The 14,078-nt window shown below is 61.5% G+C and carries 11 protein-coding genes; 4 read left to right on the top strand and 7 right to left on the bottom strand.

From position 1 onward, the window contains the following. Positions 1 to 462: 462 nt before the first annotated feature. Positions 463 to 1,656: a cystathionine gamma-synthase gene (locus YWU_RS0113045; RefSeq protein WP_027020807.1), complete on the bottom strand. Its 1,194-nt coding sequence runs from the start codon at positions 1,654 to 1,656 to the stop codon at positions 463 to 465. A gap of 141 nt (positions 1,657 to 1,797) precedes the next feature. Between YWU_RS0113045 and YWU_RS0113040 the strand changes: the two genes are divergently transcribed. Beyond that, positions 1,798 to 2,631: an SDR family oxidoreductase gene (locus YWU_RS0113040; RefSeq protein WP_034647981.1), complete on the top strand. Its 834-nt coding sequence runs from the start codon at positions 1,798 to 1,800 to the stop codon at positions 2,629 to 2,631. Between the two features lie 144 nt (positions 2,632 to 2,775). Here the strand turns inward: YWU_RS0113040 and YWU_RS0113035 are convergent, their stop codons facing one another. Then, on the bottom strand, positions 2,776 to 3,300 hold the full coding sequence (locus YWU_RS0113035; RefSeq protein ID WP_027020805.1) for a cation:proton antiporter domain-containing protein: 525 nt from the start codon (positions 3,298 to 3,300) through the stop codon (positions 2,776 to 2,778). A gap of 59 nt (positions 3,301 to 3,359) precedes the next feature. Between YWU_RS0113035 and YWU_RS0113030 the strand changes: the two genes are divergently transcribed. Next, positions 3,360 to 3,737, top strand: a complete 378-nt coding sequence (locus tag YWU_RS0113030) for a DUF488 domain-containing protein (protein ID WP_034647980.1) — start codon at positions 3,360 to 3,362, stop codon at positions 3,735 to 3,737. On the opposite strand, the gene YWU_RS0113025 is transcribed toward YWU_RS0113030, so the two are convergent. From YWU_RS0113025 to YWU_RS0113005, 5 genes are all read right to left on the bottom strand, one after another. After that, positions 3,734 to 5,218, bottom strand: a complete 1,485-nt coding sequence (locus tag YWU_RS0113025; RefSeq protein ID WP_027020803.1) for an amidase — start codon at positions 5,216 to 5,218, stop codon at positions 3,734 to 3,736. The genes YWU_RS0113030 and YWU_RS0113025 overlap by 4 nt on opposite strands. Before the next feature lie 22 nt (positions 5,219 to 5,240). Then, on the bottom strand, positions 5,241 to 6,068 hold the full coding sequence (locus YWU_RS0113020) for a sigma factor (RefSeq protein ID WP_027020802.1): 828 nt from the start codon (positions 6,066 to 6,068) through the stop codon (positions 5,241 to 5,243). Then, complete coding sequence (locus YWU_RS0113015; RefSeq protein WP_027020801.1) at positions 6,065 to 6,475, bottom strand: carboxymuconolactone decarboxylase family protein; 411 nt, start codon at positions 6,473 to 6,475, stop codon at positions 6,065 to 6,067. The genes YWU_RS0113020 and YWU_RS0113015 overlap by 4 nt, the downstream gene beginning before the upstream one ends. Positions 6,476 to 6,549: 74 nt before the next feature. Beyond that, entirely contained in the window at positions 6,550 to 7,833 is a 1,284-nt protein-coding gene (locus YWU_RS16985; protein ID WP_051260367.1) for a glutaminase, read from the bottom strand. 47 nt (positions 7,834 to 7,880) lie between these two features. After that, positions 7,881 to 9,464, bottom strand: coding sequence for an ABC-F family ATP-binding cassette domain-containing protein (locus YWU_RS0113005; RefSeq protein ID WP_027020800.1), 1,584 nt, complete (start codon positions 9,462 to 9,464; stop codon positions 7,881 to 7,883). Between the two features lie 288 nt (positions 9,465 to 9,752). Here YWU_RS0113005 and YWU_RS0113000 point away from each other — a divergent pair, with 288 nt between their 5' ends. Both YWU_RS0113000 and YWU_RS0112995 read left to right on the top strand, forming a co-directional pair. Next, complete coding sequence (locus YWU_RS0113000) at positions 9,753 to 12,440, top strand: cation-translocating P-type ATPase (protein ID WP_051260366.1); 2,688 nt, start codon at positions 9,753 to 9,755, stop codon at positions 12,438 to 12,440. A gap of 310 nt (positions 12,441 to 12,750) precedes the next feature. Next, positions 12,751 to 14,064, top strand: coding sequence for an ISL3 family transposase (locus YWU_RS0112995; protein WP_027020798.1), 1,314 nt, complete (start codon positions 12,751 to 12,753; stop codon positions 14,062 to 14,064). Positions 14,065 to 14,078: the final 14 nt, after the last annotated feature.

The following is a 14,078-nucleotide window of genomic DNA, read 5'->3' as shown; positions in this document are numbered from 1 at the left end:
CAGTGGCGCAATCTGGTTGCGCGGGCCCGCCGGGCCCAGCCGATTGTGCGGATGCTGCAGAGCCTGCGGATCATGGCACCGGACGAGGGCCCCGAGCAGATTATCTCCGCGATTAGNGAGCACGAGGCGAGCAAAGCTGTTGCCGCTGCCGCGCGGCGAGCTGAGGCTCGAGATGCGCATCAGAAGTTCAAGGCCCGCCGGTACCAAGGGCAGGTGCGCTCGTTGGAGCCGGTCAAGGATCCAGATCCGCCCAGTNTTGCNCCGCCGGATCCGGTGGTNGNGATGATGCAGGTGTATCTGTGCGAGCGTGATCCGATGGGCGCGCTGGCTGCGGTGGGTCCATTGCTCAAGCGGGTGGAGTTGGATCAGTTCGATGTGTGGCAGCGCGGGTTCGCTGATGCTGCGTCGTTGCGGGAGAAGGTTGCCCGGTGGCGTACCCGCAGGTTCCGCCACGTCACCCGACTACGGAGCTAGCTGATCCGCCACAGCGTTGAGACCCTGTTCCAGGTCTTCGAGGAGATCCTGGATATCTTCGATGCCCACAGAGATACGGACGAGGTCACCGGGAATCGCGAGCTCTGATTCCTCGGCGGCGAGGTGAGTCATGCCTGCCGGGTGCTCGATGAGGGACTCGACGCCGCCGAGCGACTCCGCGAGCATGAACTCCTTCGTCGAGGTACACAGTGCACGTGCAGCGGCTTCGCCACCGGCCATGCGGACCGAAACCATGCCGCCGAAGCCGTTCATCTGACGCTTGGCGACCTCGTGACCTGCGTGCGACGGCAGACCCGGGTAGAGAACTTCCTCGACCAGCGGGTGGGCATCGAGGAACTCAGCAACACGCTGGGCGTTCTCGCAGTGGCGATCCATGCGGACGTGCAGAGTGCGCAGGCCACGGAGGGTGAGGTACGCATCCAGCGAACCGGTGTTGTAGCCGGCGGCGGCGCGGTGGAAATCGATCTGCTCATCGATGGCGTCGCTGTTGGTCAGCACGGCGCCGCCGACCACGTCGGAGTGTCCGCCGAGATACTTGGTTGCCGAGTGCACGACCACGTCAGCGCCCAGCGCCAGCGGACGCAGCAGATAGGGCGTAGCGAAGGTGTTGTCGACGACCAGAGTGGCCTCGTTGTCCTTCACCAGCTCCGACAGCGCGGTGATGTCCGCGACCGAGAGCATCGGGTTGGTGGGGGTCTCCACCCACATGACCTTGGTGTTCGGACGGATCGCGGCGGCGACTGCGTCGGTGTCGGTCATGTCGACGACGGAGTACTCCACACCCCATTTGCCGTAGATGACGTCGACGAGGCGGAAGGTGCCGCCGTAGACGTCGTTAGGCAAAATCATGTGGTCGCCCGGCGCGAGGAGGGAGCGCAGAGTCGCGTCCATCGCGGCAGTTCCGGAGGACACGACGCGACAGTGGCGCGCATCCTCGTGCTCGGCGAGTGCGCCCTCCAAAGCAGCGACGGTCGGGTTGCCAACGCGGGCGTACTCAAAGCCCTTGCGCAGAATTCCAATGTCGTCCTGGACGAACGTGGAAGACATGTACATGGGCACGTTGATCGAGCCGTACATGTCATCGCCACGGAAACCCGAGCGCACCGCACCGGTGGCGAATCGTCGCTCTGGCCGCGCCTCGTGCGCGAACGACGTACCCATTCCACCCGCGTAAGCCGTCTCTTCACCGCTGTTCTGATCGGTCATGCTCGCCGTCCTTTCGTTACGTGGGTTTCCAAATCTCTCGACAAGCATAGACCAAGCGGTCTATGCTTTTTGCCCCGGTCCGGATAGATTGAGCGCATGGCACGAACCCGATTCACTCACGGACCCGAACTTCCCGCCGTCCGCTCCGGCACTGCGCTGGTGACAGGCGCGTCTTCTGGCATCGGCTGGGCCACCGCGGAGAAGCTTCGCGACGCCGGTTTCACCGTCTACGGCACCTCTCGGCGTGGCGCTGATGCTCCGCACCCGGAGGGCATCACCATGGTTCCGCTGGTTGGCGATGACCTCGAATCGGTCCGTGAAGCGGTGGAGGCGACCGGTCCCGTGGATGTTCTTGTCGCCAATCACGGTGAGAGCCAGTCCGGTGCATTTGAAGAATTGCCTCCCGACGCCCTCGAGCGCGTCTTCCGCGTCAACGTCCTCAGCCAGGTTCAACTTGCTCAGTTGGTGTTGCCGGGAATGAGGGCGTCGGGACGTGGACGGATTGTGTTCGTCGGGTCGATGCTGGGCTCAATGCCGCTGCCCTACCGTTCGTCGTATGTAGCGACGAAGGCCGCCGTTAGTGGTTTCGGGCAGTCGCTGCGCGGAGAGGTAGCGCAGTTCGGCATCGGTGTCAGCGTGGTGGAGCCGGGTTCGATCAACACTGGTATCTCTCAGCGCCGCACGAAGTATGGGGAGGACGGACCGTACGGACAGGACATGTCAACTATGATTTCGCGCCTGGATGCCAACGAGGCTAAGGGCATCACCGCAGATCAGGTGGCCGATGTCATCGTGGAGGAGATCTTGGCAGATCGGCCCAAGGCGTACCGTGCTCGCGGGTCGTTCGCGAGGGTTGTCGGTCCGCTGCGTCGGATACTGCCGGTGCAGGGCACACTCGACCTGATGAAGCGGTTCCACGGCCTAAGGTAGCGCGCAAACTACCCATAAACGGCACCGTAGGCCACTGTGTTTAGGCCAGGTCAGGAGTGAAATAAGGGACATGTTCACCACACTCGGTCAATCACTCCGCTCCCCCAGGTTCCTATTCACCAAATGGCCCTGGCTCGCCTTCGGCTACCTGCTGCTCGGCCTGATCCTGTCCTGGGCACTGTCGTCAGTGTTGCTGGTTCTGCTGGTCCTGAGCCTCATTCCCGCTGTCCGACGCGCCATCTGGCCGACACTCGTTCGGCTTGAGGGCTGGCGTCTCACCCTCGTTGATCCAGAAGGCTCGGCGACGGCGTCGACGGCAACCGGGTCCGGAGACGCAATGGCCGCTGCAATAGCCATTGCCGCCGCGAAGCCGAGGCCCGGAATCATCCACATCAAAGTTCCGGTGACTGCCGCGATAGTGACAAACACAAGCAGCACCGAGAAGTTCAGCATCGTCCGCCACTTGAAACGGAACATGCCCCACGACGCCTTCCTCGCCAGCGCCCACAGCAGTGGCGGCAGGAAGATCGGCAGGATCAATTCAGGCTCGATGTCGAGATGGACATCCACCGGCAAGAACGCCGCAGCCGCGCCCACAGCCGTGAGCAGCACCGGCCAAGGAAGCTTGTATTTTTCGCCGACGGCGACCGCAAGAACCGTCGCGAGCATCAGCCCCTGAGGATTATCATCGTGTACACGATTTCTAGGCTAGCTTTTACCCTCGGATCATGACCTCCGAGCGAATCCGCACCGCCAAGATCCACGACCTCAGACGTAACGATGGCCCCTATGTCGGCACCGAAACTCTCGTCGACCGACTGTGGCCACGAGGTGTTGCCAAAGATTCTGTGAAATTGGCCCACTGGTTCCAAGACGTCGCGCCATCGCCGGAGCTACGGAAGTGGTGGGACCACGACCCTGATCGGTTCGATGAGTTCTCTTCCCGCTACTGCGCAGAACTTGATGAGATGGAGGGAGAGGAACTCGAGCAGCTCCAAGAGATGGCCACCGGCGATGAACCGCTGGTCCTGGTGTTCGCTGCCAAAGACCGGACCATCAATCACGCGACGGTTCTGGCGAACTGGTTGCTCGAGCACACCGACTAACGCAGCGGCGCGAACTCCGTGGCCCAGCCGGTCTCATCCTGGAGTTGCTGGGCCAACTGCAGGAGCATCTGCTCCGAACCCAGCCTCCCGACGAACTGCACCCCAAGCGGAAGTCCCTTCGGCGTCCGGTAGGTGGGCACCGACATTGCTGGTCGGCCGGTGATGTTCGCCAACTGAGTGAATGGGACCGTCTCGAGGTTCGCGAGGACTTGGTCCATCCAGAACGTCGTTTTCGACAGCAGCGTCGCCAGTCCCGTTCGCAGCCCAATCCTGCCGAGAATCCGCAGGTACAGCGGTGTATTCAGCGCACCAATCTTCACCGGCGGCTCGGCCAGCGTCGGTGTCAGAAGCAGGTCGTACTCGTCATGGAATGCGCCCAGCGCACGGTTGTAGTCGTTCCACCGGGCCTGTCCTCGAATGAAGTCCGCAGCGCTCATGCGCTTTGCTGCGGCAGCCAGGAGGCGGTTATCCAGCTCAAAGTCCTTGTCTGTGGCGCCGTATTGGGCTTTGATGTCCTCCATCGCGGTGGCGAACATCGCGCACCACATCGACAGGAAATCTTCGCTCATCTGACGGCCGTCAATGTCCGGCTCTGCCTGCTTCACCTCGTGGCCAAGCGCCCTGAGCATCCCGACGGTCTTTTCCACAGCAGCCACCGCCTCAACCGAGACGTCATTGCCGAGGGGCGAGGACGTCGTGAAGCCAATCTTTAATGTGCCCGGATCCCGCTTCGACAGTTCAATATAAGACTCCGCCGGGCGTTCGACGTGAAAGGGTGCGCCGGATTCGGCGGGGGCGCTGAGGACGTCGAGCATCGCGGCGGAGTCCCGGACGGTCCGGGAGATGACCCCGTCGGTGGCCGAGCCGAAGTTTCCTTCAGCAGCGCCGGGACCAGCCGGGATCAGACCGCGGCCAGCCTTTAGGCCGAACAGTCCCGTGCAGGCAGCCGGGATGCGGATGGACCCACCGCCGTCGCTGGCACCGGCCACGGGGACGACTCCGGCGGCGACCGCAGCGGCGGTACCTCCCGAGGATCCTCCCGGAGTCCTCTTCAGATCCCACGGGTTCCGTGTCGGCGGGACACCCTCCGGTTCGGTCACTCCCTTGGTGCCGAATTCCGAGGTGGCCGTGCGCCCGAAGATCACAAGTCCAGCATCGAGCCAGCGATTAACAACCTCTGAATTGTGCTGCGCTGGAATGCTTCTCAGAGATCTGGAACCGCCGCTGGAGGGAATACCGGCATACTCCTGCTCGAGATCCTTCACCAAGAACGGGACACCAGCGAAGGGCCCGTCGGTGACGGATCTAGCTCGGGCTCGTGCGATGTCGTACATCCTGTAGTTCAGTGCGTGGATGTCACCGTCGACAGCGTCTGCACGGGAAATGGCGATCTCGAGGAGTTCGGCCGGAGTGACCTGCCCGGTGCGAACGAGTTCGGCGAGGCCGAGGGCGTCATAAGTGCGGTAGTCAGTGAAGTCCATGTGACCATCGTGCCTGTTGCCGTCAGTCGAGGTTGAGCTTCGCTTGGTTCTGCTGGATCTGGATGCCGGTGATCTGTCCGTCGATGTGCTCTAGGACGATGCCGCGTTTCATATCCGGCGACGTTGCCAGGATGACCGGGCCGCCAGCCGCCTCGACGATGGCTACGTCGGGCATCCCATATTTCGAGATGATCCCGGCCAGGAACCGTCCGACCTTGTCCCGACCATAGACGGGACGCCGCGCCGCAGAGGCTTGACCAGCCGAATCAGTCCACAGCACACACCCATCAGACAACAGAGACAGGAAAGTTGAGAGGTCGGCCGCCGCAAGAGACGTCGTGATGCGCTCTAGAGTTTTCCGGTCCACAACTGCCGGTGAGTCGCCGGCCTCACGCAGAATCCCGCGAGCACGGGAGAGCCGTTTCCGCAGCGCTGATGAGGTCGTACCCACCATGTTCGCTGCCTCCGGGGCGGGCAGCCCTAGGACATCGACCAGCACGACCGTGGCCCGGTCAACAGGTCGAAGCGTTTGCAGAAGGCGCACGAAGGCAAGGTCTACAAGCTCTCGCTTTACGACGTCTTCACCCACATCTCCCCCAGCCACCAACTCAGGGAGCCAGGGCCCGATGTAATCAGTGCGAGATCGTTCGACAGAGCGAGCCGCGTCGATCGCGAGATTGGAGACGACTCGGATCAACCACCCTTCGAGGTCCCGAACCTCCTCGTGCTGCTGGAGAGTCAGCCACGCCTCCGACACCACGTCTTCCGCGTCATGGACCCAGCCGAGGATGTTGACGGCGACAGCCAGAAGTCGTGGTCGCGCCCTGTTCCACAGCTCGTCGGTCGTCATTTCCCGCTCAGCACTCCGATCCGGTTCCACATGTTGATGGTCGCGATCGTAGCCACCAGTTCACCTGCCTGCTTAGCCCCGAACCTCTCCTCCACCCGCTGGCGGAGGGAATCGTCGACGGACTCCGCAGGAAGCAGGGTCCCGGCGGTGGTGAACTGAAGAATCAGTTGTTCATCAGCGGAGAAACTGTCTAGGTTCCCCTCACGGATGTCGCGGATGCGGGCGTCGGTGAAGCCAACTTTGAGTGCCTCCTCGGTGTGCATGTCGATGCAGAACCGGCAGTTGTTGAGGAAGGACGCGCGCAACTTCACCAGGAGCACCGTCTCCTTCGGTAGTCCTCTGGAGGCGGCCTCCATCGTGACGGCGGCGGCGTAGAAGCGTTTTGGAATCGAGATTTTGTGAGTCATACCTATAGGACGATTCACGCTCGCGAAGTGTGGCAAAGCCCATCTCAGAGCTCCGATGTTTCACGTGAAACCATCTACGGGGTGTCGACCTCCATCTCATACGAGGTGACGAAAGGCTTCTCGGTGAGCATCTCCGGATAGGTCCCGTCGCCGAGATCCGGATCCGGCAACACATTGTCCGGATCGAAGAGAGCGGTGGCATGCCCGTCCATGGTGAGTCGACGCAGTCCCTCGAGAATGATCCTCCGACCAACACGGTTGAAGCCGGAGACTCGATCCAGGTCCAAGACGACTCGTTTCTCCAAGTCTTCCTGGATGGCACCACGCAGGATGTTCTCCGAGGCACGGAAGTCGATCGCACCCTGCAGCTGGATGATGGTCGAGCCATTCTCGGAGTTCCAGTTGCGCACGGCGCGGTTGACTCGGCCGGTGTTGTTCATCAAGTGCATGCCCATGACCTCAGAGAGGATGGTGAAAATCTCGACGCCACGGAAGGAATTGCCCTGACCGTCGAGGCGCGGGGAGAACGTCGCCATGCCGATTTGTCCCGGCAGAGTACCGATCAGCCCACCGGAGACTCCAGACTTCGCCGGAATTCCGACCGCCGCAAGCCATCTACCTGCACCGTTGTACATTCCGGCGGAGGCCATGACCGCTTGAGCGTGGCGGCTGACTACAGGATCAAAGATGTGGTCCTCAGTCACGGGGTTCACGCCACCGTTGGCGATCGTCGCGGCCATCATTGCCAGGTCGCGCACCGTTACCAGGATTGAGCACTGGCGGGTGTAGCTAAGGACAGCGTCCTGAGCGTCGTCCTGAATGATCCCGTAGTTACGCAGCATGTATGCGATGGAAAGGTTGCGGTCGGCGGTTGCGATCTCAGACTGGCAGAACTCCTCATCAACCTGGAGTTCTCGGCCGGCCAGACGGGAGAACCAGTCCACAATCCGGTCGACACGCTCTTCCACCGAGGAGTCCGACCCATTGATCAGCTGGTTCACGGCGATCGCGCCGGCGTTGATCATCGGGTTCATCGGCCTATTGGTGTCTTTGTCCAAGGACAGCTCATTAAATGCCTCACCGGACGGCTCCATCCCCACCACCTTGGTCACCTCTGCAATACCCAGCTCCTGCAGAGCGATTGCGTAGGCGAAGGGCTTGGAGATCGACTGGATGGTGAATTCAATGTCGTCATCACCAGTGGAGTACATATGCCCGCCGGTGGTGCACAGGCTAACGGCGAGCCGGTCGGGATTAGCGGCGGCGAGTTCGGGTATGTAGTCGGCGACCTCCCCGTTGTCGTTGTCCCGGACCTCGTCCAGGATTTCATCGAGGTAGTCCGTGATCGGCATGTCCATACCCGTACACATTTCCAGCGAATGACAGGGTTGTCAGCAGGGAGTAACTACGGGTAGGACACCACGTGTAGTCCGTCCTCATCGATAAGCAGTCGTGTGTCCAGGTCGAGGCGGTCGAGGAAATCGTCATCGTGGCTGATCACAAGCAGGGCGCCACGGTACGCCGACAGTGCGTCGACGAGTGCATCCACGCTGCTCATGTCGAGGTTATTCGTCGGCTCGTCAAGGATCACCAGTTCTTTTGCCGGTTGCGCCAGCAGCAACTGCGCCAGTGATACCCGGAATCGTTCGCCGCCGGAGAGGTTACGAATCTCCCGGTGCACCGCGTCCTGGTCGAAGAGGAACTTCGCCAGTTGGTACCGGATATACGTCGGATCGCCTTCTGGCGCCGCCGCCTCCAGCACCGTCGCCGTCTCGTCGAGGTGGTCAAGGCGCTGCGGCAGGTAGCCCACCCGCTCTGTAAGAAGCCTCCCGACGTTCCCCTCAACCAACATCTCCACCAACCGCGTCTTACCAATTCCGTTCGGCCCGGTCAGGGCAACTCGCTCGGGGCCTTGGATGTAGATGGGGGCTTCGGAGGCGTCGGGAAGCTCAATGATTTTCCTCCGGGACGATAGTCCCGGGTCGGGCAGGTCGATGCGGATGTGCTCATCCTCGCGGATGCGAGCCTCCTGCCGATCGATCTCAGCCCTAGCTTCTTCCATTCGGTTATCTTGCACATCGCGGAATTTCGCCGCTGAGACCTGCGCTTCGCTTTTGCGATTGCCCATGACGATCTTGGGTTCGCGTTTCTCCGCGTTCGCCTTCTTGCCTTGCTTCAGCCTGCGGGCGAGCTTGGTCTCGGTCTCCACGCGCTGGCGCTTCTCCTTCTTCAGCGTCTGCTCTGCGGTGCGTAGTGCCTGTTCAGCGGCCTCTTGCTCCCGCGCGATGTACTCGCGGTAGGCGCTGAGCGGTCCGCCGTAGACAGTGAGCGAACCGCCGAAAAGTTCAGCGGTGTCGTCCATTAGTTCCAGCAGCTGCGGATCGTGGCTGACCACGATGAGCGTGCCCGGCCAGGACCGCACGGAGTCGTAGAAGTTTGCGCGTGCATCGCGGTCAAGATTATTCGTCGGTTCGTCGAGAACAGTGACCGCGGTACGGGCAAGCCGGAGCCCAGACAGAGCGACCAGCATCGTCTGACCACCCGATAGCCTCCCGACGCTCCGATCCAACTCCACATCCCCCAACCCCACAGCATCAAGTGTGGCCCTGGCACCGGACTCGATGTCCCAGTCCTCGCCGATGATGTCGAACAGTTCCGGATCAGTCTCGCCACGTTCGATCGCGGCGAGAGCTTCGACCTTGTGAGAGATACCCAACAAGTCAGCGACGGTGGAATCGGTGTCGAGGGTGAGTTCTTGGGGGAGGTAGCCGATGTCCCCGGTAGCTGTGATCGATCCGCTAGTTGGAGTGAGATCACCGATGATCAAGCGGATCAGTGTGGACTTCCCGGTGCCGTTGTCCCCGATCAGGCCAGTGCGGCCGGTTCCGAAAGCAGCAGAAAGACCGGAGAAAACGGAAGATCCGTCTGGCCAGGAAAAGGAAACGTCATTGAGGATGACCGAGGAGTTCTCGGGCGTGATGTGTTGCATGTGGGCCCCTGAGGCGTCAGCGAAGAAGGATGCGCTGAGCCGGGCCGCAGTCATGCTGCAGCGGAAATCAGCGCACTTACTGTGCGAAGTGACGACCGCGGTTCCACACTGTGGCACGCTCCTCGGACGGGGACGGGTGAACGGTTCGGAGATTAGCCAGCACCGCGCGAAAGTGTCAAGAGCACCCTGCGCCGTGACGCAATTGGGCAGGTGCACCCGGTCCGTTGAAACCGCCGAGACACATACCCTGGAATGTAGACGGATTTTCATATTTCCAGGAGAGAACCGATGGCTGATCTCGCTCAGAAGACGAATCCACCGAGTGCCCCACACACCTGGCACATGCTTGGGGTCGACGAGGTTCGTGATGCGGTCGAAGCGCCGGATATCGGAATCGGCCTGGACGATGACGAAGCTGCCAGGCGCCTGGAGCAGCACGGTCCCAACGCCATCGACGAGGTTGCCGCCGACCCCTGGTACGTGGTGCTCGGTAAGCAGTTGACGTCACCGATGGTGATCTTCCTGTTCATCGCCGGAATCGTCACCCTGATCCAACAGGAATGGTTCGAGTCGATCGTGATCTTCCTGGTCGTGGTCCTCAACTCATCCATTGGCTATTGGCAGACCCGTAAAGCAGAGAAGGACGTCGCGGCCTTAGCGCAGTTGTCTTCACCAGAGGCCACAGTGATTAGAGTCGGCTCGCCCGAACGTATCCCCGCAGCCGATTTGGTCCCCGGCGACGTTGTGACTCTAGAATCGGGCGACAAAGCACCGGCTGACCTGCGTGTATTCGAGGTCAATGGATTGCGCGTCGACGAATCAATGCTGACCGGCGAAGTCATGCCCACCACCAAGTCCACTGACGAAGAGGGCCTCAAGGAGGACTCCCCAGTCGGAGACCGAGTGACGATGGTCTACTCCGGAACGATGGTGGTGTCGGGCCGGGCGACGGGAGTTGTCGTCGGAACGGGCTACGACACCGAACTCGGCTCCATCGCCGAACTGGTGCAGACCGACTCCGACAAGACTCCTCTACAGCTTCTGACTGACCGCCTGGAGCGCCTCATCGGAGCCATCCTGATCGTGGTCGGCATTGGTGTTTTCGCCGCATCAATCCTGCTCGGCGGCGATATTGGTGAAGCGTTCCGAACCACCGTCGCATTGATTGTCTCTGCGATGCCGGAGGCATTGCCGGTTGTCTTGACCGTCGCGATGGGAGTCGGGGTGTCCCGGATGGCCTCAAGAAATGCGGTGGTCAGGAGCCTTCCCAGTGTGGAGACCCTCGGCTCGACAACCGTGATCGGCTCGGACAAGACCGGAACGCTCACGGTGAACAAGATGACTGTCGAAAAGTTGTGGACTCCGCGGGATGGGGATGTGGACGTCGTAAAGCAGAGCGACCTATCCCCCGTGCAGCGCAAAGCGCTGCGCACTGGCGCCCTCACCAACGACGCAAAGGAGCACAGCTCTGGCGGCCTCATTGGCGACTCTGTAGATGTCGCGATGGCCGAGGCTGCGCTGAATGCGGAGGTCGTCACAGTCTCCGAGCGCACCGACTCCCCTATCGCTGACCTTCCTTATGAGCCGGAAAACGCCTACTCGCAGACGCTGCGGAAGGACGGCGAGGGGCAACTGGTGCTGCATGTGAAGGGCGCACCGGAGGTCATCGCATCGTTCTGCGACCTCGACGACTCCGAGCGACAAGCCATCGACGACGCCAACCTTGTCATGGCCGAAGATGGCCTCCGCGTCATCGCGACGGCTTCAAAGGTCCTGTCGGACTTCGACGGTGGCGAATTGCCTGCTCCCGAAAACCTCGAGTTCACTGGCTTGCAAGGCATGATGGATCCGCCTCGTGAAGGTGTGCGCGAATCCATTGAACAGTGCCGTGAGGCCGGCATCCACGTCATGATGATCACCGGCGACCACCCGGTCACCGCTAAGGCAATCGCTAAGCGGCTGGGATTGCGCGGAAGCTCCGAACCGATCACCGGGCAGGACATCGGCGCGTTTGATGATGCGCAGCTCAAGGAGCGTCTGAAGACCACAACTGTCGCGGCGCGAATGAGTCCGCAAGACAAACTGCGCATCGTGAAGCTGCTGAAATCCGGTGGTGAAACGGTGGCCGTGACCGGCGACGGTGTCAATGACGCACCGGCACTGAAGGCCGCCTCCATCGGCGTGGCAATGGGTGAATCGGGCACGGATGTCGCCCGTGAATCCGCCGACGTCGTGCTTACCGACGACAACTTCGTCACCATCGTCGACGCCGTCCGCCTAGGCCGAGTGACCTTTTCCTCGATCCGCAAGGCGACATTCTTCCTTCTGTCCAACGGCCTGGCGCTGATGATCGCCGTTGTCGCGAACATCTTCACCGATCTGCCGCTGATCTTCCTGCCGGTGATGTTGCTGTTCATGAACGTGGTCACCAACGGAATCCAAGACATTGCACTGTCCTTCGAGAAGGGTGAAGGCGACGAACTGGAGCAGAAGCCGAGATCTGGCGATGAGGGAATCCTCGATACGCGCATGTGGCTCCGTACCCTCTTCACCGGTATGTGGATGGGTATCGGCACGCTGATCGTCTACCGCCTGGCACATGATGCGGGTGTCTCTGAAGAGGAGGCGCGCACCCTGGCGCTGATCACCATGGTGATGTTCAACTTCTTCCAGGTCTTCAGTGCTCGTGCCCTGCGCAAGTCCCTGTTCCGCCTGAACCCGTTCGGAAACCCGCTGCTACTGGTCTCGGCATTCTTCGCCCTGTTCTTGCAGTGGGGAGCGACCGCATGGCCTGCGGCCGCGGACCTCATCGGACTGTCCCCGCTGACCTGGCAGCAGTGGCTGTACTGCACCGCCATCGGTGTGACTGTGCTGTTCATCGTCGAGATTGAGAAGGCAGTCTGGCCCTTCGCGACGAAGAGTCTGCGTCAGGTCCGTCGGTCACGTCGAGTGCGTCGGAATCGGAAGGTCGCATAGTCGTAGACCACGGATGACTAATTCCGATCGCGCACCAAAAACGGACGATCGGAAAAGGCCAGTTCAGAGCGCAAGAATATTTTCGACATTGATCGGAATCAGTCCCCAGTCGCTAAGACTCGTTCGTGGCCATCGGCCTGTTCCAGTGCATGTTCTAAATCTGCTTTGATACGTGATTAACCGGCTCTTCGCGTTTCGGAGTGCGTAGCTGACCACCGGGCGGAGTTCGGGGTGGCACAACATATAGGGGTCCTGGCCGGTACAAGATGAGAGTTACCACACCATCATCTGACCGAACCAGGACCCTACTGTGCAGCCTAGTGGCAACCTCGTCGCCGACACCATCTGCCGTACCGCGGAAATCGGCCTGACCATCACCGGTGCCGCCGACGCCGGAAACATCACCATCATCGATGCCGCACCTGTGGCCGTCAGCGACGCCTGTCCTGAATGCTCCCGGCCCGGCACCAAGCGTGACCACATTTTCCGTCGGCTGGTGGATCTGCCCGTCGTCGGGTTTCCCACCCGTCTGCACGTGCGCGTCCCCCGATTCATCTGCGCGAATGTCTCCTGTGACAGGAAGATCTTCCAGGCCTCCCTGACGTGTGCCGATGACGGATCCAAGCTCACCCACCGCGTCACCCGCTGGATCTTGCAGCGCCTGGCGGTCGACCGGATGAGCGTGTCTGCCACCGCCAAAGCACTCGGGGTGGGGTGGGCGCTGGTCAACCAGGTTGCCGTCGACGCCTGCCGTAAGCTCGTCTACGACGACCCGCACCACCTCGACGGGGTGCGCATCCTCGGCGTGGATGAGCACGTCTGGAAACACACCCGCCGTCCCACGGAACCGTCGAACCTGGTGACCATCCTCGTCGACCTCACGCCCCTGGTCGACGGCCGTGGGCCTGCCCGACTGCTGGACATCCGCCCCGGACGAAGCGCGGAAGTGCTGCGCACGTGGCTGCAGGAACGCGACCCCAGCTTCCGCCAGCAGGTGCAGGTCGTGACGATGGACGGTTTCACCGGCTACGCCTGCGCCGTGGACCAGGTCCTCCCGGACGCAACCAAGATGATGGATCCGTTTCACGTAATCCATCTGGCAGCTGGGAAGCTCAGCCGGTGCCGGCAGCGACTGCAACGGGAGACCACCGGGCGTCGTGGACGCAAGGACGACCCGCTGTACAAGCACCGCCGGACCTTGTTGACCAGGACGAACTACCTCACGCAGCAGCAGAAACAGCGACTGGACCTGTTGTGGGCCACCGACGATGAGTACGTCGCACTCGAGGTCACCTGGATGTTCTACCAGGACCTGATCGCAGCCTACGGTCATCCGAAGAAATCGGAGGGAAAGAAGCTGATGAGCAGGGTGATCAACAGCATTCGTAAGGGCCTGCCCGCGGGGCTGGAGGAGCTCGCCCAACTCGGGCGCACCTTGTGGCGCCGGCGTGAGGACGTCCTCGCCTACTTCGATATCGGCGCGTCGAACGGGCCGGTTGAGGCTATCAACGGACGGCTGGAGCACCTGCGGGGAATCGCCCTCGGGTTCAGGAACCTGGACCACTACATATTGCGGTGCCTGATCCACTCCGGGCAGCTGCAGGGGAAGATCAACGCACTCTAAAAAGCGAAGAGCCC

Source organism: Corynebacterium sputi DSM 45148 (assembly GCF_000427865.1).
Taxonomy (GTDB): Bacteria; Actinomycetota; Actinomycetes; order Mycobacteriales; family Mycobacteriaceae; genus Corynebacterium; species Corynebacterium sputi.
This window is presented reverse-complemented; position numbering and strand designations above follow the sequence as displayed.